The sequence below is a fragment of the Gordonia alkaliphila genome, assembly GCF_039542465.1.
Classification (GTDB): Bacteria; Actinomycetota; Actinomycetes; order Mycobacteriales; family Mycobacteriaceae; genus Gordonia; species Gordonia alkaliphila.
This window is the reverse complement of record NZ_BAABIE010000015.1, coordinates 40,610-66,202: the sequence shown is the minus strand read 5'-3', so window position 1 is coordinate 66,202 and position 25,593 is coordinate 40,610. Positions and strand designations below refer to the sequence as shown.

30 protein-coding genes and 1 riboswitch are annotated in these 25,593 nt (G+C 69.8%); of the genes, 10 read left to right on the top strand and 20 right to left on the bottom strand.

Annotated features, from left to right (window positions below; genetic code table 11):
* Positions 1 to 11 precede the first annotated feature (11 nt).
* The 3 genes from gad to ABD989_RS14980 all read left to right on the top strand — a co-directional run bounded on the left by gad (position 12) and on the right by ABD989_RS14980 (position 3,197).
* Entirely contained in the window at positions 12 to 1,382 is a 1,371-nt protein-coding gene (gad, locus tag ABD989_RS14990; protein WP_246992640.1) for a glutamate decarboxylase, read from the top strand.
* An 83-nt stretch (positions 1,383 to 1,465) separates the two neighbouring features.
* Positions 1,466 to 2,155 (top strand): hypothetical protein, encoded by a 690-nt coding sequence (locus ABD989_RS14985; RefSeq protein ID WP_246992638.1) that lies wholly within the window; start codon positions 1,466 to 1,468, stop codon positions 2,153 to 2,155.
* Positions 2,133 to 3,197 (top strand): helix-turn-helix transcriptional regulator, encoded by a 1,065-nt coding sequence (locus ABD989_RS14980; RefSeq protein WP_246992636.1) that lies wholly within the window; start codon positions 2,133 to 2,135, stop codon positions 3,195 to 3,197. The genes ABD989_RS14985 and ABD989_RS14980 overlap by 23 nt, the downstream gene beginning before the upstream one ends.
* Here ABD989_RS14980 and thiD read toward each other — a convergent pair.
* From thiD to ABD989_RS14960, 4 genes are all read right to left on the bottom strand, one after another.
* Positions 3,157 to 4,044, bottom strand: coding sequence for a bifunctional hydroxymethylpyrimidine kinase/phosphomethylpyrimidine kinase (gene thiD / locus ABD989_RS14975; protein ID WP_372493119.1), 888 nt, complete (start codon positions 4,042 to 4,044; stop codon positions 3,157 to 3,159). The genes ABD989_RS14980 and thiD overlap by 41 nt on opposite strands.
* Entirely contained in the window at positions 4,041 to 5,627 is a 1,587-nt protein-coding gene (thiC, locus tag ABD989_RS14970; protein WP_345314079.1) for a phosphomethylpyrimidine synthase ThiC, read from the bottom strand. Before thiC ends, thiD begins: the two co-directional genes overlap by 4 nt.
* A riboswitch (TPP riboswitch) is annotated at positions 5,618 to 5,731 on the bottom strand. (Overlaps the previous gene by 10 nt.)
* A gap of 12 nt (positions 5,732 to 5,743) precedes the next feature.
* Entirely contained in the window at positions 5,744 to 6,493 is a 750-nt protein-coding gene (locus tag ABD989_RS14965; protein WP_345314078.1) for a siderophore-interacting protein, read from the bottom strand.
* A gap of 52 nt (positions 6,494 to 6,545) precedes the next feature.
* The gene (locus tag ABD989_RS14960; RefSeq protein WP_345314077.1) at positions 6,546 to 6,890 is read right to left on the bottom strand and encodes a GNAT family N-acetyltransferase; all 345 of its coding nucleotides are present in this window, start codon (positions 6,888 to 6,890) and stop codon (positions 6,546 to 6,548) included.
* Between the two features lie 163 nt (positions 6,891 to 7,053).
* Between ABD989_RS14960 and ABD989_RS14955 the strand changes: the two genes are divergently transcribed.
* Positions 7,054 to 7,869 (top strand): MTB12 C-terminal domain-containing protein, encoded by an 816-nt coding sequence (locus ABD989_RS14955; RefSeq protein ID WP_345314076.1) that lies wholly within the window; start codon positions 7,054 to 7,056, stop codon positions 7,867 to 7,869.
* An 11-nt stretch (positions 7,870 to 7,880) separates the two neighbouring features.
* Here ABD989_RS14955 and ABD989_RS14950 read toward each other — a convergent pair whose 3' ends face one another.
* The 6 genes from ABD989_RS14950 to ABD989_RS14925 all read right to left on the bottom strand — a co-directional run bounded on the left by ABD989_RS14950 (position 7,881) and on the right by ABD989_RS14925 (position 12,196).
* A complete protein-coding gene (locus tag ABD989_RS14950; RefSeq protein ID WP_345314075.1) occupies positions 7,881 to 8,864 on the bottom strand; it encodes an ABC transporter substrate-binding protein in 984 nt (327 codons plus the stop codon).
* 185 nt (positions 8,865 to 9,049) lie between these two features.
* On the bottom strand, positions 9,050 to 9,853 hold the full coding sequence (locus tag ABD989_RS14945) for an exodeoxyribonuclease III (protein ID WP_345314074.1): 804 nt from the start codon (positions 9,851 to 9,853) through the stop codon (positions 9,050 to 9,052).
* A gap of 2 nt (positions 9,854 to 9,855) precedes the next feature.
* Positions 9,856 to 10,359 (bottom strand): barstar family protein, encoded by a 504-nt coding sequence (locus ABD989_RS14940; RefSeq protein ID WP_345314073.1) that lies wholly within the window; start codon positions 10,357 to 10,359, stop codon positions 9,856 to 9,858.
* 5 nt (positions 10,360 to 10,364) lie between these two features.
* Positions 10,365 to 10,916 (bottom strand): guanyl-specific ribonuclease, encoded by a 552-nt coding sequence (locus ABD989_RS14935; RefSeq protein WP_246992616.1) that lies wholly within the window; start codon positions 10,914 to 10,916, stop codon positions 10,365 to 10,367.
* 14 nt (positions 10,917 to 10,930) lie between these two features.
* Positions 10,931 to 11,578 (bottom strand): GNAT family N-acetyltransferase, cg3035/Rv0428c family, encoded by a 648-nt coding sequence (locus ABD989_RS14930; protein ID WP_246992614.1) that lies wholly within the window; start codon positions 11,576 to 11,578, stop codon positions 10,931 to 10,933.
* A gap of 27 nt (positions 11,579 to 11,605) precedes the next feature.
* The gene (locus ABD989_RS14925; RefSeq protein WP_246992612.1) at positions 11,606 to 12,196 is read right to left on the bottom strand and encodes a peptide deformylase; all 591 of its coding nucleotides are present in this window, start codon (positions 12,194 to 12,196) and stop codon (positions 11,606 to 11,608) included.
* Positions 12,197 to 12,331: 135 nt separating this feature from the next.
* Here ABD989_RS14925 and napA point away from each other — a divergent pair, with 135 nt between their 5' ends.
* The 4 genes from napA to ABD989_RS14905 all read left to right on the top strand — a co-directional run bounded on the left by napA (position 12,332) and on the right by ABD989_RS14905 (position 15,036).
* Complete coding sequence (gene napA / locus ABD989_RS14920) at positions 12,332 to 12,649, top strand: nucleoid-associated protein NapA (protein WP_246992611.1); 318 nt, start codon at positions 12,332 to 12,334, stop codon at positions 12,647 to 12,649.
* A gap of 44 nt (positions 12,650 to 12,693) precedes the next feature.
* The gene (locus ABD989_RS14915) at positions 12,694 to 13,212 is read left to right on the top strand and encodes a LytR C-terminal domain-containing protein (protein ID WP_246992609.1); all 519 of its coding nucleotides are present in this window, start codon (positions 12,694 to 12,696) and stop codon (positions 13,210 to 13,212) included.
* Between the two features lie 84 nt (positions 13,213 to 13,296).
* On the top strand, positions 13,297 to 13,863 hold the full coding sequence (locus tag ABD989_RS14910; RefSeq protein ID WP_246992607.1) for a hypothetical protein: 567 nt from the start codon (positions 13,297 to 13,299) through the stop codon (positions 13,861 to 13,863).
* A 33-nt stretch (positions 13,864 to 13,896) separates the two neighbouring features.
* Positions 13,897 to 15,036: a glutamate--cysteine ligase gene (locus ABD989_RS14905; protein ID WP_345314072.1), complete on the top strand. Its 1,140-nt coding sequence runs from the start codon at positions 13,897 to 13,899 to the stop codon at positions 15,034 to 15,036.
* A 40-nt stretch (positions 15,037 to 15,076) separates the two neighbouring features.
* Here ABD989_RS14905 and mnhG read toward each other — a convergent pair whose 3' ends face one another.
* Genes mnhG through ABD989_RS14875 form a run of 6 tightly spaced genes read right to left on the bottom strand, consistent with a single transcriptional unit; the run spans position 15,077 to position 21,644 of the window.
* Entirely contained in the window at positions 15,077 to 15,424 is a 348-nt protein-coding gene (gene mnhG / locus ABD989_RS14900; protein ID WP_246992603.1) for a monovalent cation/H(+) antiporter subunit G, read from the bottom strand.
* Positions 15,421 to 15,681 carry a monovalent cation/H+ antiporter complex subunit F gene (locus ABD989_RS14895; RefSeq protein WP_246992601.1) on the bottom strand — a complete coding sequence of 87 codons (261 nt, stop codon included), beginning with the start codon at positions 15,679 to 15,681 and terminating at the stop codon, positions 15,421 to 15,423. The genes mnhG and ABD989_RS14895 overlap by 4 nt, the downstream gene beginning before the upstream one ends.
* Positions 15,682 to 15,686: 5 nt before the next feature.
* Positions 15,687 to 16,484 carry a Na+/H+ antiporter subunit E gene (locus ABD989_RS14890; RefSeq protein WP_246992599.1) on the bottom strand — a complete coding sequence of 266 codons (798 nt, stop codon included), beginning with the start codon at positions 16,482 to 16,484 and terminating at the stop codon, positions 15,687 to 15,689.
* Positions 16,481 to 18,088, bottom strand: a complete 1,608-nt coding sequence (locus ABD989_RS14885) for a Na+/H+ antiporter subunit D (RefSeq protein WP_246996820.1) — start codon at positions 18,086 to 18,088, stop codon at positions 16,481 to 16,483. The genes ABD989_RS14890 and ABD989_RS14885 overlap by 4 nt, the downstream gene beginning before the upstream one ends.
* 11 nt (positions 18,089 to 18,099) lie before the next feature.
* A complete protein-coding gene (locus ABD989_RS14880) occupies positions 18,100 to 18,735 on the bottom strand; it encodes a Na(+)/H(+) antiporter subunit C (RefSeq protein WP_246992597.1) in 636 nt (211 codons plus the stop codon).
* Positions 18,732 to 21,644 carry a Na+/H+ antiporter subunit A gene (locus ABD989_RS14875; protein ID WP_345314071.1) on the bottom strand — a complete coding sequence of 971 codons (2,913 nt, stop codon included), beginning with the start codon at positions 21,642 to 21,644 and terminating at the stop codon, positions 18,732 to 18,734. Before ABD989_RS14875 ends, ABD989_RS14880 begins: the two co-directional genes overlap by 4 nt.
* A gap of 103 nt (positions 21,645 to 21,747) precedes the next feature.
* Between ABD989_RS14875 and ABD989_RS14870 the strand changes: the two genes are divergently transcribed.
* Positions 21,748 to 22,164 carry a hypothetical protein gene (locus tag ABD989_RS14870; RefSeq protein WP_345314070.1) on the top strand — a complete coding sequence of 139 codons (417 nt, stop codon included), beginning with the start codon at positions 21,748 to 21,750 and terminating at the stop codon, positions 22,162 to 22,164.
* A gap of 134 nt (positions 22,165 to 22,298) precedes the next feature.
* Positions 22,299 to 22,811, top strand: a complete 513-nt coding sequence (locus ABD989_RS14865) for a hypothetical protein (protein ID WP_246992591.1) — start codon at positions 22,299 to 22,301, stop codon at positions 22,809 to 22,811.
* Positions 22,812 to 22,839: 28 nt separating this feature from the next.
* Here the strand turns inward: ABD989_RS14865 and ABD989_RS14860 are convergent, their stop codons facing one another.
* Genes ABD989_RS14860 through ABD989_RS14845 form a run of 4 tightly spaced genes read right to left on the bottom strand, consistent with a single transcriptional unit; the run spans position 22,840 to position 25,529 of the window.
* Complete coding sequence (locus ABD989_RS14860; RefSeq protein ID WP_345314069.1) at positions 22,840 to 23,835, bottom strand: CDP-alcohol phosphatidyltransferase family protein; 996 nt, start codon at positions 23,833 to 23,835, stop codon at positions 22,840 to 22,842.
* The gene (locus ABD989_RS14855; protein ID WP_246992587.1) at positions 23,832 to 24,542 is read right to left on the bottom strand and encodes a phosphatidylserine decarboxylase; all 711 of its coding nucleotides are present in this window, start codon (positions 24,540 to 24,542) and stop codon (positions 23,832 to 23,834) included. Before ABD989_RS14855 ends, ABD989_RS14860 begins: the two co-directional genes overlap by 4 nt.
* 8 nt (positions 24,543 to 24,550) lie before the next feature.
* Entirely contained in the window at positions 24,551 to 25,009 is a 459-nt protein-coding gene (locus tag ABD989_RS14850) for an SRPBCC family protein (protein ID WP_246992585.1), read from the bottom strand.
* A 55-nt stretch (positions 25,010 to 25,064) separates the two neighbouring features.
* Positions 25,065 to 25,529, bottom strand: coding sequence for a DUF350 domain-containing protein (locus ABD989_RS14845; protein ID WP_246996819.1), 465 nt, complete (start codon positions 25,527 to 25,529; stop codon positions 25,065 to 25,067).
* Between the last annotated feature and the right edge of the window lie 64 nt (positions 25,530 to 25,593).

Here is a 25,593-nt window from a genome sequence, read left to right as displayed (position 1 = left end):
ACGGAGTGACAATGACCGCCACTGATCGCATCGACCTGCCGGTGTTCGCGCAGGCCGGGGAGGCCTCCAGCCTGCCGCGCAACGAGTTCCCGGCCGGGATGCTCGCCCCGTCGACCGCCTACCAGGTGGTCCACGACGAGGCGATGCTCGACGGCAACTCGCGTCTGAACCTGGCCACTTTCGTGACCACGTACATGGACAAGGAGGCCAAGCTCCTCTACGCCCAGACCGTCGACAAGAACATGATCGACAAGGACGAGTACCCGGCCACCGCCGCGATCGAAGAGCGCTGCTGGCGGATGCTCGGCGACCTGTGGAACCTGCCGGATGCGAACGACACCATCGGCACCTCGACGATCGGTTCGTCGGAGGCGTGCATGCTCGGCGGTCTGGCGCTCAAGCGGCACTGGCAGGGCGCGCGCAAGGCGGCCGGCAAGTCCATCGAGAAGCCGAACATCGTGCTCTCCACCGGCGTGCAGGTCTGCTGGGAGAAGTTCTGCAACTACTTCGAGGTGGAGCCCCGCTGGGTGCCGGTCACCGAGGAGCACCTGTTCCTGGACGGCTTCGAACTAGAGAAGTACGTCGACGAGAACACCATCGGCGTGGTGGCCATCATGGGCCAGACCTACACCGGCGCCTACGAGCCGGTGAAGGAGATCGCTGCCAAGCTCGACGAGATCCAGGCCGCTAGCGGCTGGGACGTCAAGATCCACGTCGACGGCGCGTCCGGCGCGATGATCGCCCCGTTCTGCCAGCCCGAGCTGGAGTGGGACTTCCGCGTCGAGCGGGTCGCCTCGATCAGCACCTCGGGCCACAAGTTCGGTCTCGTGTACCCGGGCGTCGGCTGGATCGTCTGGCGCAACCAGGAACGTCTGCCCGAGAGCATGATCTTCCACTGCGCCTACCTGGGCGGCGACATGCCGACGCTCGCGCTGAACTTCTCGCGCCCCGGCGCGCAGGTGCTGCTGCAGTACTACCAGTTCCTCCGCCTCGGCCGCGAAGGCTACCGCGCGGTGCAGCAGAACTCGCTCGACGTCGCGCAGTACCTGTCCGGTGAGATCGCGAAGATGGGCCCGTTCGAACTGCTCAGCAAGGGTGACACCATTCCGGTGTTCTGCTGGCGGCTCAAGAAGGACGCCAGCCCCAACTGGACCCTGTACGACCTCGAAGATCGTCTCCGGATGAAGGGCTGGCAGGTGCCTGCGTACCCGCTGGCCGACAACCTCGGCGACGTCAACGTCCAGCGCATCGTGGTCCGCAACGGCCTCAGCCGGGACCTGGCCACCAAGCTGCTCGCCGACATGCAGACCGAGGTCGCCTTCCTCGAGGGCCTCGACGGTCCGATGCCGCACGAGAAGCGGTCGGCAGCCTTCCACCACTAGGCTGCAGTTCACCGAACGTTCGAGGAGTGAGGACGGCGCCGAGGAGGCGTCGTCCTCGCTCTGTTGCGAAGGGATGTCCGTAGATGCGCAATACCGCCGGCCACGTGGGGGTCAGTCGCGTGCTGACGCCGACCCTGGCCAAACAGTGTTGGGGCTTCATCATCGGTTCGGCGCTGTTCGCGCTCGGTTCGGCCCCCGGTTTCGCCAGCGCGGCCGGTGCCACCGCGTCGAACGTCTCCTACTTCGTCGGGGCCTGGTTCTTCACCGCAGCGGCCCTGGTGCAGCTGGTGCGCAGCGGCCCGATGATGACGCCCGTCGACTACGAGCCCGGGCAGATGTTCCGGGCGGAGTGGCTGGCGGGGTCCACCCAGTTCTTCGGCACCCTGCTGTTCAATGTGAGCACCACGGCGGCGCTGATGGCGCACTCTGTCAAGGGTGAGCAGCATCTGGTGTGGAACCCCGACGCGGGCGGTTCCGTCGCATTCCTCCTCAGCGGTGCCTTCGTGATCTTGGCGTTCGTTCGGGCGGGAAACCGGATGTGGTCCCCGCGCCTGGTCGACTTCTGGGCCGGCCACATCAACATGCTCGGCTGTATCGCCTTCGGTGTGTCGGCGGTCGGTTCGTTCGTCTATCGCAGCGGTTCGACGGTCGACGCGGCGCTTGCGAACTGGGGCACCTTCATCGGTGCGCTCTGCTTCCTGATCGCCTCGGCGATCGCGCTGCCCGCGCTGCCGTGGAATCGACGGGCCGATGACGCGGTCGCCGCAGCCTGAACCGTCGTCGAACCCCCCGTCGGGACCGCTGCCCGCCGCCGAGGTCGCGGGGTGGCGCGCCCGGCTGGGGGCGATCGCCGGCGTCGAGGCGCCACCGCCGCCGATCCAGCGGATCGGGGCCGAAGCGATCGACTTCTACGGTGTCTCGGGTGCCTACGACCTCGATCCCCGCGACTTCGAAGTCCAGATGTACCGGATGCCGTTGAGCCTGCTCGACTCCTCGGTGGCGGTCCTGCGCAGTCCGGTGCGGGTCGAGCTGGTCGACGGCGACGAGCGCCTGCGGATGGGCGACAATTTGATGGTCGGCACCTGCCTGAGCCATCCGGCGACCTACGTCGAGCCCGGTGCTCGCGACCATCGCTACCGGCCCGGCGAGCTGATTCTGACCGGGAACAGCCCCGCGCACCTGCTGGTCTCCGACGAGCCGGTGGACTCGGTGGGCGTGGTGATGCCGCGCGAACTGCTGGGCAGTAACCGTCGGGCCATCGAGCGGAGTTGGCAGCCGTACGTCTCCGGCAGTCTGCTCGCCCGCGCGACCGCCGCCTTCATCACCAGCTTCGCCGTCTCCACGGCGCTCGGTGTGGAACCGAAGCCGAGCGTGGAGACCGAGGAGGCGGTGATCGACGTGATCGTCTCCGCGCTCGGCGAGCTCAGCGGCACCAGTTCCTCGCTCACCGACAACCCGCTGCTGGTGCGGGAGGCGGTGGTCGACGTGATTGAACGACGCTTCGCCGACGTGGAGTTCGGCGTCGACATGATCGCCGCCGACCTGCATCTGTCGCGGCGGCAGATCTACCGCTACTTCGAGGCTTCCGGGCAGTCGCTGGCCGCACGCATCGCCGAGCGACGGGTCGAAGCCGCCCTGGAGCTGCTGAACGAGCAGCCGCAGACTCCGGTCGGCGCGGTGGCACGGCGCACCGGCTTCGCGTCCGTCGCCACCTTCCGGAACCGGTTCCGCGCACTGGTCGGCATCGGGCCCGCCGAGTACCGCGCGGCGCTGCTCAGTGGGGAACCGGTGCCGACAGTCGCCATAGCGGACTGACCGGGCCGTGGCCCGCGCCGAGCGGGTACGCCGCGGCCAGGCAGCGGGTGACCCAGTCCTTGGCGAAGCCCACGGCATCGGGTACCGAATGCCTGTGCGCGAGGGCCGCGACGGTAGCCGCCGCCAGGGTGTCGCCGGCGCCGTGGTCGTGCGGGGTATCCACCCGCACCGAGTCGTAGCGGCGGAAGTCGACGCCGTCGAACAGCAGGTCGGGGCTGTGCGCGTGCCCGCGCAGGTGACCGCCCTTGACCAGCACCCAGGCCGGCCCGAGGCGGTGCAGTGCCCGCGCCGCCGCCTCCTGGGAGGCCTCGTCGACCACGTCGATGCCGGTGATCAGCCGCACCTCGTCGAGATTGGGGGTCACCAGGGTGGCGCGCGGGAAGAGTCGGTCGACGAGGGCGGACAGCGCCGAGTCGGCCAGCAGGGGGTCGCCGTGCATGGAGGCCGCGACCGGGTCCACCACCAGCGGCGTGGCCGGCGCGGCGCGTCCGATGCCTGCAGCGGCGAAGGCTTCGTCGATCGCGGTGATGATCGGCGCGGAGGCCAGCATGCCGGTCTTGACCGCGGCCACCCCGATGTCGGCGGTCACCGCCGCGATCTGGGCGGCGACCACCTCCGGATCGATGCCCGCGAAACCGCTCACGCCCAGTGAGTTCTGCACGGTCACCGCGGTGACCGCGACGCAGCCGTGCACCCCGGTGAGGGCGAAGGTGCGCAGGTCGGCCTGGATCCCGGCGCCGCCGCCGGAATCGGAGCCGGCGACCGTCAGCACCCGCCGCGGCGTCTGCCCCGGCGGCGGTGGCGGCAGTACGGGGATCTCGGGACTCGCTGGGTTCGCGGGGATCACGGGGCCTCCAGGGTGAGATCGACGGCGGCCGCGCGCACGTCCGCGGAGATCCGCATGGAGCAGAACTTGGGCCCGCACATGGAACAGAAGTGCGCGGTCTTGGCCGGTTCGGCCGGCAGCGTCTCGTCGTGGAACTCGCGGGCGGTGTCCGGATCGAGGGACAGGTTGAACTGGTCGGTCCAGCGGAACTCGAAGCGAGCCTTCGACAGCGCGTCGTCGCGCTGCTGAGCGCGCGGATGGCCCTTCGCGAGGTCGGCGGCGTGCGCGGCGATCTTATAGGCGATCACGCCGGTCTTGACGTCGTCCCGGTTCGGCAGCCCGAGGTGCTCCTTGGGCGTGACGTAACACAGCATCGCGGTGCCGGCCTGGGCGATCATCGCGGCGCCGATGGCCGACGTGATGTGGTCGTAGGCGGGCGCGATGTCGGTGGCCAGCGGGCCGAGCGTGTAGAACGGCGCCTCGTCGCACAGTTCCTCTTCCAAGCGCACGTTCTCCACGATCTTGTGCATCGGCACGTGGCCGGGGCCCTCGATCATCACCTGCACGCCGTGGCTCTTGGCGATCGCGGTGAGCTCCCCGAGGGTGCGCAGCTCGGCGAACTGGGCGGCGTCGTTGGCGTCGGCGATGGACCCGGGGCGCAGGCCGTCGCCGAGGGAGAAGGTGATGTCGTAGCGCGCGAAGATCTCGCACAGCTCGGCGAAGTGCGTGTACAGGAACGACTCGGTGCGGTGGGCCATGCACCAGGACGCCATGATGGCGCCGCCGCGGGACACGATGCCGGTGACGCGCCGGGCGGTCAGCGGGATGTGCGCGCGCAGCACCCCGGCGTGCACGGTCATGTAGTCGACGCCCTGCTCGGCCTGCTCGATCACCGTGTCGCGGTAGAGCTCCCAGGTCAGCGCGGTGGGGTCGCCGCCCACCTTCTCCAGGGCCTGGTAGATCGGGACGGTGCCGACCGGCACCGGCGAGTTCCGCACGATCCATTCGCGGGTCAGGTGGATGTCCTTGCCGGTGGACAGATCCATGATGGTGTCGGCGCCCCAGCGGGTGGCCCACACCATCTTCTCCACCTCCTCGGCGATCGACGAGGTGACCGCGGAGTTGCCGATGTTGGCGTTGATCTTCACGCCGAAGGCCTTGCCGATGATCATCGGCTCGGACTCGGGGTGGCAGCGGTTGGCGGGGATCACCGCGCGACCGGCGGCTACCTCGCTGCGCACCAGCTCCACGTCGCAGCCCTCCCGGACGGCGACGAACGCCATCTCGTCGGTGATCACGCCGGCCCGCGCCCATGCGAGCTGGGTGGCGGCGCCGTCGACGGGATCGGGTCGACGCCAGGTCTGGCGGGTCGGCGGCAGTCCGGCGTGCAGGTCGAGGTCCGCGTTCTCGTCGGTGTACGGACCGGAGGTGTCGTACAGGTCGAGGTGCTCGCCGTTGGTCAGGTGGACGCGGCGCTGCGGGATGCGCAGGCCGTGGTGTTCGAGGTAGTGCTTGGTGCTGCCTTCGATGGGGCCGCGGGTGACCCCGATGGACGCGGGTGCGGTGGATTCCGCCGAGAAATCGGCATCGACTGAGGTACTCAAGAGAAACTCCCTACGCCGGCATTACCCGGACAGGTTCGTACGGTCGGCGACCGCCTGTCGCCCTCTCAGCCCTCGGTATCGCGAGAGCCCCCGTGTGTGCAGTTGTGGCGCTGAGCTTACGCGTACGGCTTGCCGACCTTCCAGTAGGCCATCGCTTTCACGCCCTTGCGGCCCAGCCGGTAGTCGTTCCGCAGGATCCCGGTCACCGCGCGGGTGCTCTTGCTGTCCAACGCCACCCACCCCCGCTGACCTGCGGCGTCGAAGGCGCCGGCGCGGACGGTCTCGACCAGTGTGCCGCCGTCGTGCTCGCGCGCGATCCAGTCGATGCGGTCGACGGGACGCAGGTGCACCGGCAGGTCGCGGTCGCTCGGATGCTGGTACTCCAACCAGATGTGCGCGGGCGCCGGATCGCCGGCGGCGGTCAGCGCGTCGAGCAGCGAATTGACCGCGGGCAGAGAGGCGGTGTCGGCGGCGATCAGCCACCCCGAGGGCGCGGGCTCGCCGATCGCGAAGTCGCTGCCCATGACGGTCACCGACAGGGTGTCGCCGGGATGCGCGGTGCGGGCCCAGTCGGCGGCCGTGCCGTCGTGCAGGGCGAACTCGATGTCGAAGGTATCGTTGGCCGGATCCGGGTCCACCAGGGTGTACCCGCGCTGGTGCAGCGAGCCGTTCGACGAGAACCAGGCGCGCACCCACATCGTCGGGTGCACGGGAATCCGGGCCAGGAGTCCGCCGCCGGTGAAACTCAATCGCAGATAGTGGTCGGTGACCACCTCGGTGCCGGTCACCGTGATCTCGAAATCGTCGGCACCCATCAGCTTCATGACGGCACCCTGCCAGCCGCGGCCCTTGGTCTCGGTGGGCATGTATGCACTCCCTCGTCGAACTAACGAGGTAAGCCTAAGCTAAGTGCGTGAACTACGCGACCGCCGCCGCGCCGGGGTGGGAGTGGAGGTAGTGGCGAGTGAAGCTGCAGATCGGACGTACGCGCAGGCCGTTTGCGCGCATGAACGCCATGGCCCCGTCGGTCAGTCGGGTCGCCAGGCCGTGGCCGCTGTACTCGTCGTAGAGCACCGTGTGCAGGATGGTGGCGGTGGGTGGCGTGGTTTCGTCGTCGACCGCATAGCTCAGCACGCCGACCAGGTCGCCTGCCACCCAGAGCTCGAATCGGTCGCGGATCGGGTTGTGCACCACCTCGGAGATCTGCTGCAAGATGGCGCGCGCCGATTGCGGCGGCTTAACGCGGCGATGCCTCCGGTGCATGACTTCCTCCTGTGATATCTCTCACATCAGGTATAGCTCGCCACTGCAGACATCTCAAGTAACGCCCGTCACAACCGAGTCACGAGTCGGAAAAGCCAAGGTTAGACTCACCTAACTTGCGTCCGGGTGGGCGTCGGACAGTCGGAGAGCGTGGGAGAACGGTATGGAGACGGAAGAACGGTACGGCGAGTACGGGGACGACGCGTACGAGGGCGGCCGGGACGGCAGCGACGGGACCGGGGGCGACGGGACCGGCGGTGGCGAGGCCTACGGTGCGCCGGAGCGGCGCGGCCGCGGCGTCGATTGGCCGACGGTGCTGGCGGCCGGTGGCGTCTCGGCGATCATCTCGGTGCTCGTGCTGGCCATCGGTCTGGTCGGGCTGCTGCTCAGTGACGTCGGCGCCCGCAGCGAGGTCGCAGCCACGCCGCCGACGGTAGTCAACCTCGGCGCGGCCACCGCACCCGTGGCGGCCGCGCCGCCCGCAGCTGCCGCCCCGACCGGCGCGGAGTCCGAGGCGCCCGCCGTCGAGGGTGACGCGCCCGCCGCCCCGAATCCAGACACCTCGGCGACCGACGCGCAGGTTCCGGCTGCGTCCACCCCGGCGACCGCCCAGCCGGCCGCCGGTCCGACCGCGCCGACGCTCGGCGGGTTCCAGTCGGACCTGGCGGTGCTGAGCAGCGGCGCCTCGAGGGCGGAGAAGGGTAAGCGACTCGAGGGCGGCACCGCGGCCGTGACGCCGATCGAGAGCCTGTTCCGGCTGGCTGAGCAGTTCCGCGCCACGGGCCTCCGGTACTCGCTGATGGGGCCCGTGAAGCAGAGCGGCGAGACCGCCACCGCGCAGTTCAAGCTGACCTCGCCCGGCTACGCGCCGACCTACTCCACGCTGCGCTGGGTGTGGAAGGACGGCCGGTGGAAGCTGACCAACAAGTCGGTCTGCGAGCTGGCCGCCTACGCGCAGATCCCCTGCAACCTGCGTTGAGCCCGGTTGCCTCAGGCCGCGGCGACGCGGTTCAACTGCGGCCGGATCTGCTCGAGCAGGTAGGGGATGGACAGCGGCGTCGGCTGATTGAGGCCGCCGATCTCGGTGACGGTCAGGTCGCTGACGCTGCCGTCGCGCACCGCGGTCAGCGCGGCGTAGCCGGGCAGCTTGCGCAGTTGCTCGGCCATCGTCGCGTTGCCGGTGGTCACCACCAGGTAGTCGGCGTCGAGCATGGGCACGTTCTCGGTGGAGATCGGGAAGCGCGGCTGCCCGGTCTTCGCGAATTCGGCGGCGAGCTTGGGTGCCACCTTCATGCCGAGCTGCCCGAAGAGCGCGCCGGCGCCGTCGGTCGGATCGGCCATCACCTGGATCTGATCGCTGGAGTACATGTACGCCAGCGCGTAGGTCTTGCCTGCCAGGCCGGGCAGATCCTTGGTGACCTGGTCGATGGTGCCGTTGACCGAGTCGATGATCTTGGTGGCTTCGTCGCTGCGGCCGGTGATGGTGCCGAAGAGCGTGACCAGGTCGGCCCACGGGTCCACCTGCTTGCCGGTGACGCCGGGGATGGTCGGGGCGATCTCCCGGATCTTCGCGAACGTCTCCGGCTGGGCGGTGGCCATGAAGCCCTCGGCCAGGATCACGTCGGGCTTGGCCTTCGCGATCTCGGCGACCAGATTCTCGGTGCTCAGCGCGGTGGCGCCGGACAGCTTGTCGACCACCCACGGGGCGGTCTTCTTGGTGAGGATCTCGTTCTGGTCCAGGTAGGCCACCGGGGTCACGTCGAAGGCCAGCGCGGTGTCGATCCACTGGCTGCCGAGCGTGACGATGCGGGTCGGGGTGCCGGTGATGGTCACCGGGCCCTGCGGGGTGTTCACCTGCACGGTGCCGCCGGCGCCACCGTCTTCGGCGGGCGGGCTGCACCCGGCGATCGCCAGCATTCCGGCGAGCGCAAGGACGAGGGCGGCGGCGAAACGAGGGCGCATTCTGAGGGTCATTCGGTAAGGGTAGCCGAACCTAACTCACTGGCGAGTCGCGACGCTGCTGCCGGGTCGATCCCGGAGCCCGGCGCGCGAGGCGGGGAAGGGATCGCGACACGCGCAACGATGGGGGGTGGAGCCCGGCGCGCGAGGCGGCGAACGGGTCGCGACACGGGCGACGAGGGGGTGGGCGTCGAGCCCGATCAGCTGTCGAAGCCGGTGGAGAGGTCGAGGACCAGGGGCGCGTGATCGCTGGCCCCGGCGGCGGCGCGGGCGTCCCGGTCGATGAAGGCGTCGAAGACCCGGTCGTCCAGGGCCGGTGAGCAGAGCGCGTAGTCGATCCGCATGCCCTCGTTCTTGGCGAACCGTCCCGCGGTGTAATCCCAGAACGTGTACTCGTCCTCCGCGGGAGTGAAGCCCGCGGCGCTGTCCAGGTAGCCGCCGCGCAGGAACTCGTTGAAGGCGGCGCGTTCGGGTTCGGTGACGTGCGTGCGGCCCTCGAAGAAGGCGCGGTCCCAGACGTCCCGGTCGGTGGGGGCGACGTTCCAGTCCCCGGCCAGCGCGATCTGCGCCGCCGGGTCGTGGCCCAGTTCCAGCCTCGTGACCCCGGCCAGCGCCGACAGCCACTCCAGCTTGTAGCGGTAGTGCGGATCGTCGACGGCCCGGCCGTTCGGCACGTACAGGCTCCACACCCGCACCCCGGCGCAGGTCGCCGAGATGGCGCGCGCTTCCGGTTCCTCGCCCGGTGCGCGCGACGGCTGGCCATCGAACCCGCGGTGCACGTCGTCGAGCCCGACGCGCGAGGCGATCGCGACGCCGTTGTAGCCGCCGTCGCCGTACATGGCGACGTCGTAGCCCTCGGCCAGGAAGCTCATCACCGGGAACTGATCGTCCCGACATTTGGTCTCCTGCATGGCCAGCACGTCGATGGCGTGCCGGGTCATCCACGACACGACCTGCTCGGAGCGGGCGCGGATGGAGTTCACGTTCCAGGTGGCCAGGCGCATGGTCAGGCTCCCGTCCGATCGCGCACCACGACGGGTGTCACGCCAGCCGCGGCCCACCGGTCGCGCAGCTCCTCCACCTCGGCCTCCGTGCAGCGGAGCACCACGGCGAAGCCGCGCGGCGGCTGCACCTCGTCGCGATAGTGGTCCCGGTAGAAGACGAGCGACGTCGCCAGCCACGCGAGGTCCTCGTCGGACGCGCTCGACAGCAGTTCGACGGCGCGCTCGATCACCGTCACGTACCCGCGGGCCGGTGCGCCGGTGGCCGTGCGCAGGCGCGGGGGCAGGTCGCGCATGCAGTCGTCGAAGGCGTCCTTGCCGGCGCCGAAGTACTCGGGGAAGTCCCAGGCCGCGGCGACGGTGCGGAACAGGTCGTCGAGCGTCGCGGTGTCGGCGGCGTCCACGCGGCGGACGGCCAGCTCGGCGGGAAACAGTGACAGCGGCGCCGGGGCCACGGCGACCGGTGCGCCGGACCGGCCGGCATGGCGCAGGAAGGCGGCGGTGGTCATGGTGATCAACGTGCGGGCCCCCGGATCAGAACGAACGTGCGGTAGTGGTCCAACGTGTACCAGGCCGAGCCGTCGTTCGCGGTGATGATGCGCTCCGCATCCCGTCCGCGGCCGCGTTCCTTCGGGTTCACGTCCCATTCCTGGAAGGTGAGCCGACGGCCGTCGGCGCCGGTGGCGGGCAGTCGGCGCTCGTTGTTGCGGAAGGTTCGGCCGCCCTGGGTGCCGGGCGCGTTCGCCGCGTCCGGCCAGTCGCCCGCGTCGATCAACGCCAGCGTGCGCAGCACCCGTGCGGGCGCCTGCGCCGTGGTCTTCGTGGCCGGGGTGGTCCGCTGCGGGGTGCTGGTCGACGGTGTGCCGGGCGACGCTGTGGTGGCCGGGGCGTCCGCGGTCACCGACCAGGTGGGCGTCGCCACGACGGAGGTCGACGCCGCCGGGGTCTCGTCGGCCGGGGGTTCGACCACCGCCCACCACACGATGGCGAGGACGAGCACGATGAGGGCACCGGTCGCCGACAGCAGGGTGCGACGGCGGGAGCCCGAGGCGGGGGTGCGGGACATGGGTTCGTCTCAGCTCACAGTTCGATCAGCGTGAAGGTGTGGTGGAGCCAGTGGCCTGCGGCGCGCAGCCGCAGCCGTTCGGCGCGATCGGCGACGGGCACCTGCACCGGCGCGTCGGTCGGGTCGATCAGCACCTCGTACTCGTCGCCCGCGCGGTCGGTGAGGTCGGCGAGGCGCAGCAGCCGGTCGGGCACCACGATCCGGGTGGGCGCGCCGCGCTCGGCGTACCAGGCCCGGAGCTGCGGCGCGGCGGCCGCGTGCGCCCCGAAACCGGCCGGCACCGCGGCGTTCGCCCGCAGTGCCTCCGACGTCGGATCCGCCGACAGCAGCCAGCCGTCGAACTCGACGCGCGCGGCCGCCGGCACCGTCTCGGTCAGGGTGCGTTCGACGGTGCGGATCGCCGAGTTGCGGACGGTGCGCGTGGACAACTGCCGGATCGACACGATCGCGGCCGTCGGCACGGTCTCGGCGACGCCGTCGCGTTCGAGGATCAGTCGCTCGGCGGAGGCGTCGATGAGGAGACCGGTCAGGTCGGACAGTGTCGGCGCATGACTGCGCGCCGGAGTGGGCGCCGGATTGGGCGTCGCGCGCCAGTCCGCCGGGCCGCCGGCGCCCAGGCGGTACCGGACCACCACGCGATCGCCGACAAGTGGATCCGCCATCGGTTCGGTCGAGAAGTCCGGGCGCGGCTAGTCGTCGTGCCCGAAGGGATCGACGTCCGAACCGGGCAGCCAGGTGAGGCCGGGGACGCCCCAGCCGTTGCGCTTGATCGCCTTCTTGGCGGCGCGGGCGTTGCGGCCCACCAGCACGTCGACGTAGAGGAAGCCGTTCAGGTGCCCGGTCTCGTGCTGCAGCATGCGCGCGAAGAAGCCGTTGCCCTCGATCTCGACGGGGTTGCCGTCGCGGTCGGTGCCGGTGACCTTGGCCCACTCGGCGCGGCCGGTGGGGAAGCCCTCGCCCGGCACCGACAGGCAGCCTTCGTCGTTGTCGTCCGGATCCGGCATGGTCTCCGGGAGCTCCGAGGTCTCCAGGACCGGGTTGATCACCTCGCCGCGGCGGCGTTCGGGGCCGTCCGGGCAGTCGTAGACGAACATGCGGAGCCCGCGGCCGACCTGGTTGGCGGCCAGCCCGACGCCGTTGGCGGCGTCCATCGTCTCGTACATGTCGTCGAGCAATTCGACGATCTCGGGCGCGGGACGGCCGGTGTCGTCGAGGTCGACCGGGGTCGTCGGCTGATGGAGCACGGGCTCGCCGACGATGCAGATGGGGAGAATCGCCATGCCAGGGACTCTACTGTCCGCGACTACGGTGAGTCATCGCGCCGGGTCCCCCCGAGTCGTGATTAGATACTCACCGAAAGAACAACGCTGTCATTCGGCAGTGAGACGGCGTGCACGAAGAAGGGGAGCTCACCGGTGTCGAACGGCGCAGCCGCAGAGCAGGAGTCGGCCCAGCCTGACCCGCATGAGGTCGGCGCGGACGGGCTCACCCGTCGCGAGCACGACATTCTCGGCTTCGAGCGGCAGTGGTGGAAGTACTCGGGGTCCAAGGAAGATGCGATCAAGGAGCTCTTCGGGCTCTCCTCGACGCGCTACTACCAGGTGCTCAACGCGCTGGTGGACCGTCCCGAGGCGCTCGCCGCCGATCCCATGCTCGTGAAGCGACTGCGGCGTCTGCGCGCATCGCGCCAGAAGGCGCGCGCCGCACGACGACTCGGTTTCGAGATCACCTGACGTCTCGCGCGGCCACGCCGGTCGCGTGAGTTAGAGTTGCCGTGATGAATGCTGACCGCGAACCCAATCGTCTCCCGCTGCGCGCGGGGGCCATGCTGCTGCTCGCCGTCGCCGTGGTCTTCATCGGCCTCGGCTGGAATTCCGCCGCCAAGAGCGACGACGAGACGCCGCAGGAGAAGCTGGCCAACAACCCGGCCCAGACCACCAGCGTGACGTCCGAGTCCACGGCGCCGTCGGGCACCGAGCCGGCCGGATCGCCGACCTCGACGCCCGCGGACGCCGCCGACGTGCCGAAACTGTGCGTCCTCAACGCCGGCTCCACCAAGGGCCTGGCCAAGCAGGTCTCCGATCAACTGCAGGCGGAAGGCTTCACGATCGGCACCGAGCCGGGCAATCTGAGTACCAGCAGCGTCACCGAGAACACCATCTTCTATGGTGAGGGCGAAGAAGATGCTGCCAAGAAGGTGGCCGAGTCCGTCCCCGGCGGTGCCTCACTGGCCGAACGGCCGGCGACGTTCACCCGCTGCGCAGGTGAACTCGTCGTCGTCGTGGTCACCTCGTAACACCCAGTCGCCTATCAACCCAGTCGCCTGTCACCGCAGTCACCAGCCAACCAGCCACAGTAGAACCCCGCCGAAGGAGCCGACATGACCGCCAGCCTCACCACCGGTGCCAAGATCACGCGTGGAGTCCTCACGCTCGCTGCCGCCGGTCTGGCCGGCGTGGCGCTGACGGCCTGCACCCCGGATCAGTACCCGACCAGCGAGAAGGGCACCACGCCCCCCGTCGTCACCGACAACCAGGTGATCCCCGGTGAGCTGGTGAACGCCGACGACGTGCCGGCCGAGCCCGGTTCGGCGATCGGCACCGTCACGCTGCAGAGCGGCGAGGGCGACAGCGTGGGTGCGGCGAGCTTCGTGGCCCTCGGCAACAGCACCAAGGTGAACCTGCGCGTGAGCACCCTGGAGAAGGGTCAGTACAAGGTCGAGGTCCGCACCGGCACCTACTGCGACACCCAGGACAACAAGTTCACCGGCACCGGTAACGCGCTGGCCGGCGGCTCGCTGCCCGGTATCGCGGTGAACGAGCGCGGCGCGGGCTCGGCCAACCAGACCGTGAACGTGAACATCGGCGAGCTCGACGGCAAGGCCATGGTGCTGCTCCAGGGCGACGCCACCGAGCCGATCGCCTGCGGCGTCATCACCGCCAACTAACGGGCCGGTTCGACGACGACCTCGGGTGCTCCGATGGCTCCGGCGGCACGCATAGCGCCGATCGAGTTCCACGCGTCGGCGGCCCCGACGCTCGGCGTCGAATGGGAGCTGGCGCTCGTCGATCGGCGCACGCGGGACCTGGTGAACGCCGCCGATCCGCTGTTCGAGCTGATCGAGGCGCGCGGGCTGACTCGACGCGCGCACATCCACAAGGAACTGCTGCGCAACACCGTCGAACTGGTCACCGGCATCTGCCGCACCACCGGTGAAGCCATGGACGATCTGGGTGCGACCCTGGCGCAGGTGCGGGAGCTGACCGACGAGCTCGGCATCGACCTGTACGGCGCGGGCACGCATCCGTTCGCCGAATGGTCCAGCCAGCAGCTCACCGAGGGGCACCGCTACGCGGAACTGATCGAACGCACCCAATGGTGGGGTCGGCAGATGCTGATCTGGGGTGTGCACGTGCACGTCGGCATCAGCCACCGGGACAAGGTGCTGCCGATCCTGTCGGGCCTGCTCACCTACTACCCGCATCTGCTGGCGCTGTCGGCGTCGTCGCCGATGTGGGCGGGGCAGGAGACCGGTTACGCGAGCAACCGGTCGATGATGTTCCAGCAGCTGCCTACCGCCGGGCTGCCCTTCCAGTTCCACGAGTGGTCGGAGTTCGAGGCCTTCGTCGGCGACCAACGCACCACCGGCATCATCGACAACCTCACCGAGATCCGCTGGGACATCCGGCCGTCGCCGCACCTGGGCACCATCGAGGTGCGGGTGTGCGACGGCGTGTCCAACCGCCGGGAGCTGGCCGCGCTGGTGGCGCTGACCCACTGCCTGGTGGTGGACTTGGATCAGCGGCTGACCGCGGGCGAGGAACTGCCGTCCATGGCGCCGTGGCTGGTCCAGGAGAACAAGTGGCGGGCGGCGCGCTACGGGCTCGACGCCATCGTCATCCTCGACTCGGACTGCAACGAGCGTCTGGTGACCGACGACCTGGCCGACCTGCTGGTGCGGTTGGCGCCGGTCGCCGAGCAGCTCGGCTGCGCCGAAGAACTGGCCTCGGTGGCCGACATCGTCGCCGCGGGCGCCAGCTATCAGCGCCAGCACGTGGTGCATCAGCGGACCGGGGACCTCCGGGACGTGGTCGAGGCCGTGGTCGCCGAACTCGACTGACGGTACGAACCGGACCGGCGGGACCGGATCGCCTCGCGATTCAGGCGGGCGGGTCCTCGCGCTGCTGCACGGTCAGCTGGGATTCGTCCATCAGCCGACCACCGCGGCCGGGCATCTCGCGGTACACCAGGCGGCCGACGCGCTGAGCGATCACCGGTGCTGTGATCAGCATGAACAGCGCGGTCAGCACCAGCATGCCGCCGTCCGGGTGGCCGGCGATCTGGATGAGGGTGCCGATCAGCACCAGCGTCATGCCGAAGGTCTGCGGCTTGGTGGCGGCGTGCATGCGCGAGAGCGTGTCCGGGAAGCGGACGATCCCGATCGCGGCGGTCAGGGCGAGCAGACTGCCGCTGAGCACGAAGATCGCGGAGAGGACGTCGCTGATCATGCGTCGTCCCTCACGCGGAAGCGGGCCACCGACACGGTGCCGATGAAGCTCACCAACGACAGCACCACGATGCCGGGCACGATGGTGGTGTTGTAGGTGGCGGCCACCCACACCGCCAGCGACGAGATGATCATCGCGACCAGGGTGTCGATGCCCACCAGCCGGTCCAGCGTGGTGGGGCCGCGCAGGGACCGGTAGAGGGTCAGCAGGATGGCGGTCATCAGCATCGCGCCGCTGATCGCCCAGACGATGGTCATCGGAGTCACCGCTCCTTTCGACGACGATGGCGGGCCGGCGGCGTCGCGTCGGCTACGCGCTGGCGTTCGGTGAAGGGGACGTGGTGGAAGTCGTCGTCGATCCCGTGGAACGGGCTCGGCTGCCACTCGCTGTCCCGCTCGAAGGTCTTGATGAACTGGCGTTCCACGTACGCCATCTGCTGGTGGAACGAGTCGACCTGCTTCTGGGTGCGCACGTCGAAGACGTGCACGTACAGAATGCGGCGCAGGTGGTCCACCTCCACCACCATGGTGCCGGGCACCAGGTTGATGTAGTCGATGGCCAGGGTCAGCACCATGTCCGACTTGATGGCCAGGTGCACGCGGACCACCACGCCCAGCGGCGGCGCCCCGGGGCGGATCGCCGCCCAGGCCACCTGCGCGGACGACAGCAGGAAGTTCCACAGCAGGTTGAACAGCAGGTTCATCGCGGCGATCGGATGGATGCGGCCCTCGACCGGTACCCGGGGCAGAGGCAGCAGCAGCATGATCGCCGCGCCCACCAGGGCGCCGACGATGATGTTGCCCCAGGTGACGTCACCCCAGAGCAGTACCCACACGAAGGTCAGCCAGGACAGGCCCCACAGTCGGACGCCGAACTCGCGGAGATCGCCGCCCATCCACTTGGGGACGTGCAGGCGGTTGTGCAGCCAGACGATGGCGGTGGTCAGCGGCCAGGCGAAACCGACGACGGCGTAGCGCCACAGGAGGCCGAAGAAGGCCGGGACCCGGCGCTTGCCGACCGGGCGTGGACTGGGCCGATCCGGGTAGGGCGTGTTGCTCATCGTTCACCCCCGAGGACGGCGGTCAGATAGGGCGTGCGGTCGTTCAAGTCGTGCGCGGCGTCGCCGGTGAAGCCGAAGATCGGGCCTGCCCACACGGTCAGCGCGATACCCACGGCGAGCATCGCGACCGTTGGCAGCACCATCGTGGCCGGCATGCGGCCGACGTCCTCGCGGTCGGCCACCAGGACGTCCTCGCCCTCCTCGATTAGCGCCGAGGCCGTGCTGTTGGTGAGCTCGCCCTCGGGCGCATCGGCGCGGGGCCGCCAGAAGGCCTTGGTCCAGACCCGGGCCACCACGTACAGCGTCAGCAGGCTGGTGACCACCGAACCGACCACCAGCAGCCAGGCCAGCACCGAACCGTCCTTCACACCGCCCTCGAGGAGCGCGACCTTGCCGATGAAGCCGGAGAACGGCGGGATACCGCCGAGGTTCAGCGCCGGAATCAGGAAGAGCGCCGCCAGCAGGGGGCTGGCGAGCAGGCCGCCGAGACGGCGCAGCGAGGCACTGCCGGCCTGCCGTTCGATGAGACCGACGACCAAGAACAGCGTGGTCTGCACCAGAATGTGGTGCGCCACGTAGTAGATGGCCGCCGACAGCGAGATCTCCGAGCCGACCGCGATGCCGAAGATCATGTAGCCGATGTGGCTGACCAGGGTGAACGACAGCAGACGTTTGATGTCCGACTGGGCGATGGCGCCCAGGATGCCCACCAGCATGGTCAGCAGACCGGCCACCATCAGCAGGTTGTTCATCGAGCCGCCGGGGAACAGCAGGGTGTTGGCCCGGATGATCGCGTAGACGCCGACCTTGGTCAGCAGACCGGCGAAGACCGCGGTGACCGGAGCGGGCGCGGTCGGATAGGAGTCGGGCAGCCAGGTGGACAGCGGGAACACGGCCGCCTTGATGCCGAACGCCACCAGCAGCACGGCGAACAGTGCGTTGCGGGTACCTGACGGTACGTCGTCGAGCCGGATCGCCATCTCGGCGAGGTTGAGCGTTCCGGTCGTGGAGTACGCGAAGGCGATGCCGGCCAGGAAGATCAGCGACGACACCATCGAGACCATCACGTACGACGCACCGGCGCGCACCCGGTCGGCGCTCGCGCCGAGGGTCAGCAGCACGAAGCTGGCCGCCAACAGCACTTCGAACGAGACGTACAGGTTAAACAGGTCGCCGGCGAGGAAGGCGTTGCACACGCCCGCGGTCAGAATCAGGTACGACGGCAGGAAGATCGACACCGGCTGATCGGTGGTCCCGTCGCGAATACCCTGCCCGATGGCGTACACCACCACGAGCAGCAGCACGATGGTGGACACCACCAGCATCAGCGCCGACAGGCGGTCCACCACCAGCGTGATGCCCAGTGGCCCGTTCGGGTAGCCCTTGCCGCCCCAGCCGCCGATCTTCACCGCGTACGGACCGTTGGTGCTGGTCAGGTACAGCATCATGCCGGAGGCGATGAGGGCGACGCTGATCGCGCCGACGGTCACCAGACGCTGCATCCGGGCGTTGCGGCCCTGCAGGAGGGTCAGGGCGGCGCCGAGGAACGGGACCAGTGTGGGCAGGGCGATCAGGGTGGGGATCCAGGATGACTGCGGGATCAGGGAGTCGAGATTCATCGCTGCTCGCCTCCCACATCGGTGTCGTCGTCGGTGCCGTCGTCGTCGGGGTCGTCACCAGGCATCTCGTCCGGGCTGAACTCGGGGAGCCGATCGATGATCGACGCTTCGTCGGGCATCAGGTCGGGCTCGATGATGGTGCGGTGCAGGGCCGCGAACTCCTCCGGGGTCAAGGGGTTGCCGCGCGCGTCGAAGAGGTCGCCGGTCACGGTGTACTCGCCGGTCTCCGGGTCGTCGCTGCGATCGCGGTCGGGGCGTTCGCTGATCGAGCCCTTGATCACCTTGAGGTCCTCGGAGTCGTCCTCGAGGTCGTCGTCCTCGTCGCGGTTGATCACGAACAAGCGGTAGGTCAGGGCCAGCACGAACGCGGCGATGCCCATGGTGATGACGATGGCGGTGAGCACCATCGCTTGGGCGAGGGGATCGGCGTCGACGGCGGCGCCGATCGACTCGTCGCTCTTGATCGGCGGTCGGCCGGACGGACCGGCGATGGTCACGATGAGGATGTTCAGGCCGTTGCCGACCAGCAGCAGCCCGAGCAGCATCCGGACCAGGCTGCGCTCCATGATCAGGTAGGTGCCGGTGGCGGCCAGGATGCCGGCGACGATTAGCAGACCGAGGTTCACGCTCATCGGTTCACCTGCTGCCGGGGTGCGGTTTGCGGCGGCGTGACGGGCGACAGGCCGATGGTGGTGCTCGCATCCTCCGGGGCGTCCAGGCGGGCGCCGAGGCTGCGGAGCACGTCGAGCACCAGGCCGACCACGATCAGGTAGATCCCGGCGTCGAAGAACATGGCGGTCACCAGCGTGACCTCACCGAAGACCGGCAGGTGCATCTCGATCACCGCCGACGACAGCGCCGGGGCGCCGAGGAGGAGTGAGACGGTCGCGGTGACCGCCGAGATCAGCAGTCCGGCGCCGAGGATCTTGCCCGGCTCCACCGGCAGGGCCTCGCCGAGTTCGTAGCGGCCGCCGGCCAGGTAGCGGAGCACCAGTGCCAAGCCCATCACCAGGCCGCCGGCGAAGCCGCCGCCCGGGGCGTTGTGGCCGGCGAAGAAGAAGTACACCGACAGCACCATGAGGGTGGGGAACACCAGGCGGGTGGTGGCCTCGAGCACCATGGACCGGTGCTGCGGATTGCCCACTTCGCTGCCGCGCAGCCACGTGGTCCGGTCGGTGGTGGCGTCGTCGTCGTCCAAACCGGCCTCGCTGCGCACCAGCGCGGTGACGCGGGGTGCGGCGCCGGTGCGGCGGCTGCGGAAGACCATGGACGCCACGCCGGTGGCGGCGACGATCAAGACCGAGACCTCGCCGAGCGTGTCCCAGGCGCGGATGTCGACCAGCAGCACGTTCACGGTGTTGCCGCCGTGGCCGATCTTGTAGGCGGCTTCGGCGAGGTCGTCGGCCAGTGGCCGCGCCGAACGTGCGGCCGCGGCGAACAGGCCGATCACCACGAGGCTGGCGCCGAAGGCCACCGCGATGAGGGCGCGCAGCGGTTTGAAACCGGTCTTGTGCCTGGGCTGCGGCTCGGCGGCGAGCTTGCGCAGGACCAGCACGAAGATCACCAGGGTGAGGCTCTCCACCAGGAACTGGGTGAGTGCCAGGTCGGGTGCGCCGTAGATCGCGAACAGCGCGCCGCAGCCGTAACCGGTGATGCCGACGGTCAGGGCGCCGGCTAGGCGGTTGCGGAGCACGACGGCGACCAGCGCGGACCCGGCGATCACGATGCCGATGACGGCCTGCTCGACGTTCTCGAAGCCGCTCAGTTCCAGGCGGTCGCGTGCGCCGACGAACAGCGCGATGGTCGGCACCAGGATCGCCGTGGAGATGATCACGCCCTGCGTGATCGGCAGCGAACCGCGCTGCGTGTTCCGCGTGACCCACAGCGACAGCGTGTCCGCGCCGCGGATGATGCGGTCGTAGACGCGGTCGGCGTTCAGGCGCGGCGGATGATCGAAGAGCTGGTCGCGGATCCGGCGGAGGATCAGGAACAGGGCGGGACCGGCGACGTACACGACGAGGGTGAGGATCACCGGAAGCCCGAAGCCGTGCCACAGCGCCAGGTACTCGGCGGGGTGCCCGTAGGTCGGCAGTTCCTCGGTGTAGGGCGCCAGCTTCTCGGTGAGCCATTCCCCGGAGAAGCCGGCCACCACGCCGAGGGCGGCGAGCAGCGCGGGCGGGAACAGGAACATGGCGCTCGGCGGATGGAGCTGCGCCACCGCGCGGGTGGGCAGCGACCGGACCTTGCGGCCGAACGCGCCCCACAGGAAACGGGTGGTGTACGCGAAGGTGATGATCGCGCCGAGCACCACCACCAGGTCGATGGCGTGCGCCAGCCAGGGGGTGTACGCGCCGGTGGACCACAGCGCCCCGAACGCCGACTCCTTGCCGATGAAGCCCAGGGTGAACGGCAGACCGGCCATGCTGGCGCCCGCCACCGCGGCGGTCGCCGCGAGGAACGGCAGTCGGTGCCCGAGCCGGGCCAGGAGACGGATGTCGCGGGTGCCGGTGGAGTGGTCGATGATGCCGACCACCATGAACAGGCTGGCCTTGAACAGCGCGTGCGCGATCACCATCGCCATACCGGCCAGGGCGACGTTGCCGTCGCCCACGCCCACCAGCACCACCATCAGGCCCAGCTGCGAGACGGTGCCGAAGGCGAGGACCAGTTTGAGGTCCAGTTCGCGCAGCGACCGCCAGCCGCCCAGCAGCATGGTGAGCAGGCCCAGGGTGACGACGATGACCTGCCAGCTGATCTGCGTGTGGAACGCCGGGGCCAGGCGCGCGACCAGGTAGATGCCGGCCTTGACCATGGCGGCGGCATGCAGGTACGCGCTGACCGGGGTGGGCGCGGCCATCGCGCCGGGCAGCCAGAAGTGGAACGGCACGATGGCCGACTTGCTCAGGGCGCCGACCAGGAGCAGGGCCACCGCGATCGCCGCGTAGACGCCGTCCGGCGGATTCTCGATGAGGTCGGAGAGCAGGTAGCTGCCGGTGCGCTCGCCGAGCATGATGATGCCGACCAGCATGGCGAGGCCGCCGAAGGTGGTGACCAGCAGTGCCTGGGTGGCGGCCCGGCGCGACGTCGCTCGGACGGCGTTGAAGCCGACCAACATGAACGACAGCACGGTGGTGGCTTCCCAGAAGACGTACATCACCAGCATGTTGTCGCTGAGGACGAGCCCGAGCATGGCGCCGGCGAAGGCCACGATCTCGCCGCCGAACACTTCGACACGTTTGCGCATCTCGTCGAAGTAGTTGGCGCAATAGACCAGGACCAGGGAGCCGACGCCCAGGATCAGCACGCCGAGGACCGCGGAGAGCGTGTCCAGCCGCAGGACGATGTCCATCTGCAGGCTGGGCACCCACGCGAAGGTCTGCGTCGTCGGCTCGGCGCCGGCGGTCGGCCAGTCCAGCAGCAACCAGACCAGTGCGCCCGCCGGCATGAGGGCCAGAACGTAGAAACCGCGCGTACCCAGGGCTCGCATGATGGGCGGCGCCGCGAGGGCGCCGATTCCCAGTGCGATCAGGACCCCGATCACGGGATCCTCCGAACCTGAGTCACTAGGGGCACTCCGTCGTCTGTCGAGGGGGCGGGCGGGGTGTCGGGGAGCAGTATCTGCTCGATTACTTTACCGTTCAGGCATGCGGCCTTTGAACCGAGTCCTGTTCGCGATCCTCGCGGTGGTGGTCGCGCTCGTCGCCGTGACCGGCTGCGGGGGCGACGATGCGCCCGCGACCGAGGGGGCGGCGCTGCCGAAAGACTTCCCCACGGCGCAGGTACCGCTGGTGCAGGGCGCGATCCTGACCGCGGACGGCACGAGCCCGGAATGGCAGGTCACCGTGCAGGCCTATGCGGACGTCGGGGATCCCTTCACCGCGGCCGTCGACACCCTCACCGAGGCGGGGTACGCCGAATCCAGCCGCACCGAGACCGATCGGGAGCGGTCGGTCCTGCTGTCCAAGGAGGCCGACGGCAAGACCTACTGGGTCACCGTCGGACAGTCGGCGGCGTCGTCGACGGCGGGCAGCACGGTGATGTACTCCATCACCCTCGCCTGACCTGCCCCGATGGCGGGCCGCCTCATTCGCAGGAGGTCGGCACCGCGTTCACAGGGAGTTGGCAGGAAGTGTCGGCAGAGTGGATCTCGAGTGCTTGAGACTCGCTCAGCACGGCGACAGAAGGAGGCCACTCGGTGACCACCCCCGACGACCAGAACAACACGAACAACCCGGACGGCAACGCCACCGAGCAGCTGGATCCGCAGGCGCAGGCCGTCCCGGAGGCGCCCACCGCGCCGATCACGCCGCCGCCGCTGACCCCGGGCCAGGTGTCCCCGGTCGCGCCGGGTCCGGTCGCTCCGGCGCCCGCGCCCCCGAAGAACCCGCAGAACAAGCGCGCGTGGATCATCGGCGGTGCGATCGCCGCGGCGTTCGCCTTCCTGCTGATCGGTTTCGGCCTGGGCTACGTCACCGGCGACCTGACCGGCGACGACGGCCGCGGCGGACACCACCGTTCCGGACAGGAGTACGGCCCGCGCGGCGGCGGTATGCGCATGGACGGCGAGCGGCCGATGGGCCCCATGATGCGCGGCGACGGTCAGGACGGCGACCAGCGCGGTCAGCGTCCGAACCGGTCGACCGAGCCGTCGGCCCCGACCACGCCGCAGCAGTCCGCCACCGAGCAGACTCCGTCCGCGGCGGGCTGATCAGCGCTGAGCGCTGATCACGCGGAGCTCAGTGCGGTGCGTCGTTCTTCGACGGACCGGTCGGCACACGCAGACCGAGCCGAGCCGACGGACGACGCACCGGGATCACGCGCCGGCGGGTGCCCGCGGCCACCTCGGCGCGACGTTCGTCGCGCCGCTGGAGGCGACGGTCCCGCGGCGCGGTCTCCCAATGCTCGGGTCGGCTGCTGACCCAGCGCTGCATCCGCCAGGCGAACGGGATGTGCAGGAGGTACGCGCCGACCAGGACGATCATCAGCACGTACGGGAAGGTGAAGAGCAGGGCGGCGGCGCCGGCGACGATGAACAGCCCGGGCGCCAGCAGGCGGGCCCGCGGCTTGGCCGACTTCAGGCTCAGGGTGGGCACGCGGCTCACCGCGAGCAGACCGATGAACACCAGCCAGCAGCCCACGAACGCGGTCGACGTCCACCAGCCCTCGCCGAACTGCTCCAACAGGCCGACCGGCAGCAGCACCATCACCGCGGCCGCCGGGGCGGGCACGCCGACGAAGAAGTCGCGCGTGTAGCCGGGGGCCGAGTCGTCGTCGAGCAGCGTGTTGAACCGGGCCAGGCGCAGCACGATCGCCGAGCAGTAGACCAGCACCAGCGCCCACCCGATGCCGGAGGCGGCTTCGGACTGCTCGCGCAGCAGGATCGAATAGACCATCACCGCGGGCACCACGCCGAAGTTGATGACGTCGGCGAGGGAGTCCAGTTCCGCGCCGATCGCGCTGGACGCATCCATCATGCGCGCGACGCGGCCGTCGAGGCCGTCGAGCACCGCGGCGGTGACCAGCAGAATCAGCGCCAGGTCGACGTTGCCGTCGTCGGCGGCGGTGCGCATGGCGGTGAGACCGGCGCAGATCGCCAGCACGGTGATCGCGGAGGGGATGAACAGCCGTCCGTTCCGGGCGGCGCGTTCGGTTCTCCGGGCGCGGACCGGGCGGAGTCGGCCGGCGACGCGTCGCCGGCCCGACCGTCGACCGGACCGCTGGCGCGGTGTCATCGCGGCAGCTCCGCCAACACGGTCTCGGCGCCGATGGTGGTCTGGCCGACGGCGACCTTGGCCACGGTGCCGGCCGGGAAGTAGACGTCCACCCGGGAGCCGAAGCGGATCAGTCCGTAGGTCTCGCCGAGCGTCACCGTCTCGGCCGGGGTCACGTCGCACACGATGCGGCGGGCGATGAGGCCGGCGATCTGCACCACGCCGACGGCTTCGCCGGCCGCGGTGCGCAGGCGCAGGCAGGTGCGCTCGTTGCGGTCGCTGGCCTCGGGGAGGTCGGCGGACAGGAACTCGCCGGGGGTGTGCACCACGGTTTCGACGGTGCCCGAGATCGGGATCCGCTGCACGTGGACGTCGAACACCGACAGGAACGTGCTCACGCGCGGCAGCGGCTCGCTGCCCAGGCCGAGTTCGGCGGGCGGGACGGCGGTGTCGACCAGGGCGACGGTGCCGTCGGCCGCGGCGACCACCGCGCCGGGCGTCGTCGGCGGCACCCGCGACGGATGCCGGAAGAAGAAGGCGCTCGCCCCGGCCAGCGCGATAGCGGGCCGCGCCAACCACGGACGCCGCCGCGCCGCGAGGGCGACGGCGGCGGGTCCGAGGACGAAGGGCAGACCCTTGGGATGCACCGGCGGCACCGTCTCGGCGATGAGGTCGAGCAGGTGAGCGGGTCCGGTGCGGTCGCCGGGCTGAGCGGGTCGTCGTGCCATGTTCTGGTTCAGGCCTCCACGACGCGCTTGACCTTGCCCAAGGTCTCGCGCATGCCGGCGGCCAGTTCCACCTCGAAGCCGTCGTTGCCGCCGAAGACCTTGTCCACCAGGAACGACGACACCTTGCTGGTCTCGCCGCCGGGCGCGGTGCGACGCTGCGTCACGCGGGTGCCGGTCTCGGTCTCGGTGATCTCGAAGCCCCACACGGTGTTGTTCTCGGCGATCCGCCAGGCGATCTCGCGGCTCGGCTCGAAGGCGACGACCTTGGAGCTGGTGGGCCACACCAGCGGGCCGCGGCGGTTGACGTTGAGGGTGCGCGTGCCCAGCTTCACCGGGCCGCCGAAGATGACCATCTTCTTGCACTGCGGGCTCCACTCGCCCATGCGGGCGAGGTCGGAGACCACGGCCCAGACCTGCGCGGGCGTGCCGGCGATGTCGATGGACTCTTCGATGAGCGGTGCGGCCATGAGGAAACTCCTAGTTCGGCGGGAATGCTGTGCCCGAAGTGTATGTGTCGGGCAGTTACAGGGACAGGGCGGCGCTGACGAACAGGCCGATCGCCACGAAGATCACCGCGTTCAGCCACACCGCGGGGTGGTGGCGGCCGGGCGCATCCTTCGGGGCGGCGGCATCGTCCTCATGCCCGAGCAGCACCGCACCGAGCCGACCCGGCGTGAGCAGGTCGATGAGCACGAACGAGAACATCATCAGCGCGATGGTCACGACGCCGTAGACGGCGGTGTTGACGATGCCGCGCCACAGTTCGAGGCCGACGTCGGCGGTGATCGCCGACGCCAGCGCGAAGATCAGACCGAGGGACTGCGCCACCGCGAGGATCACCGCGCTGCGGTTGCCCTCGTTCCAGATCTTGGTGCGCAGGTTGCCCGGGGTCACCAGTTCCAGCCCGACGAAGCCGAGAATCAGCAGTCCCACGGCCAGCAGGCTGTACGACGTCAGGTCGGCCAGGTTGTCGCGCAGCAGCGTCAGCGAATCCATGCGCTCACCCTACTGTGCTGACCCCACCCGGCCGACCCACCCGGCCGTCCTGCTC

What these genes read in the sequence shown, in the direction of transcription:
- gad (WP_246992640.1), top strand. Translation starts at nt 12, where the DNA reads ATGACCGCCACTGATCGCATCGACCTGCCGGTGTTCGCGCAGGCCGGG.
- ABD989_RS14985 (WP_246992638.1), top strand. Translation starts at nt 1,466, where the DNA reads ATGCGCAATACCGCCGGCCACGTGGGGGTCAGTCGCGTGCTGACGCCG.
- ABD989_RS14980 (WP_246992636.1), top strand. Translation starts at nt 2,133, where the DNA reads ATGACGCGGTCGCCGCAGCCTGAACCGTCGTCGAACCCCCCGTCGGGA.
- ABD989_RS14965 (WP_345314078.1), bottom strand. Translation starts at nt 6,493, where the DNA reads ATGCCCACCGAGACCAAGGGCCGCGGCTGGCAGGGTGCCGTCATGAAG.
- ABD989_RS14960 (WP_345314077.1), bottom strand. Translation starts at nt 6,890, where the DNA reads ATGCACCGGAGGCATCGCCGCGTTAAGCCGCCGCAATCGGCGCGCGCC.
- ABD989_RS14955 (WP_345314076.1), top strand. Translation starts at nt 7,054, where the DNA reads ATGGAGACGGAAGAACGGTACGGCGAGTACGGGGACGACGCGTACGAG.
- ABD989_RS14950 (WP_345314075.1), bottom strand. Translation starts at nt 8,864, where the DNA reads ATGACCCTCAGAATGCGCCCTCGTTTCGCCGCCGCCCTCGTCCTTGCG.
- ABD989_RS14945 (WP_345314074.1), bottom strand. Translation starts at nt 9,853, where the DNA reads ATGCGCCTGGCCACCTGGAACGTGAACTCCATCCGCGCCCGCTCCGAG.
- ABD989_RS14940 (WP_345314073.1), bottom strand. Translation starts at nt 10,359, where the DNA reads ATGACCACCGCCGCCTTCCTGCGCCATGCCGGCCGGTCCGGCGCACCG.
- ABD989_RS14935 (WP_246992616.1), bottom strand. Translation starts at nt 10,916, where the DNA reads ATGTCCCGCACCCCCGCCTCGGGCTCCCGCCGTCGCACCCTGCTGTCG.
- ABD989_RS14930 (WP_246992614.1), bottom strand. Translation starts at nt 11,578, where the DNA reads ATGGCGGATCCACTTGTCGGCGATCGCGTGGTGGTCCGGTACCGCCTG.
- ABD989_RS14925 (WP_246992612.1), bottom strand. Translation starts at nt 12,196, where the DNA reads ATGGCGATTCTCCCCATCTGCATCGTCGGCGAGCCCGTGCTCCATCAG.
- ABD989_RS14915 (WP_246992609.1), top strand. Translation starts at nt 12,694, where the DNA reads ATGAATGCTGACCGCGAACCCAATCGTCTCCCGCTGCGCGCGGGGGCC.
- ABD989_RS14910 (WP_246992607.1), top strand. Translation starts at nt 13,297, where the DNA reads ATGACCGCCAGCCTCACCACCGGTGCCAAGATCACGCGTGGAGTCCTC.
- ABD989_RS14905 (WP_345314072.1), top strand. Translation starts at nt 13,897, where the DNA reads ATGGCTCCGGCGGCACGCATAGCGCCGATCGAGTTCCACGCGTCGGCG.
- mnhG (WP_246992603.1), bottom strand. Translation starts at nt 15,424, where the DNA reads ATGATCAGCGACGTCCTCTCCGCGATCTTCGTGCTCAGCGGCAGTCTG.
- ABD989_RS14895 (WP_246992601.1), bottom strand. Translation starts at nt 15,681, where the DNA reads ATGACCATCGTCTGGGCGATCAGCGGCGCGATGCTGATGACCGCCATC.
- ABD989_RS14890 (WP_246992599.1), bottom strand. Translation starts at nt 16,484, where the DNA reads ATGAGCAACACGCCCTACCCGGATCGGCCCAGTCCACGCCCGGTCGGC.
- ABD989_RS14880 (WP_246992597.1), bottom strand. Translation starts at nt 18,735, where the DNA reads ATGAGCGTGAACCTCGGTCTGCTAATCGTCGCCGGCATCCTGGCCGCC.
- ABD989_RS14870 (WP_345314070.1), top strand. Translation starts at nt 21,748, where the DNA reads ATGCGGCCTTTGAACCGAGTCCTGTTCGCGATCCTCGCGGTGGTGGTC.
- ABD989_RS14860 (WP_345314069.1), bottom strand. Translation starts at nt 23,835, where the DNA reads ATGACACCGCGCCAGCGGTCCGGTCGACGGTCGGGCCGGCGACGCGTC.
- ABD989_RS14855 (WP_246992587.1), bottom strand. Translation starts at nt 24,542, where the DNA reads ATGGCACGACGACCCGCTCAGCCCGGCGACCGCACCGGACCCGCTCAC.
- ABD989_RS14850 (WP_246992585.1), bottom strand. Translation starts at nt 25,009, where the DNA reads ATGGCCGCACCGCTCATCGAAGAGTCCATCGACATCGCCGGCACGCCC.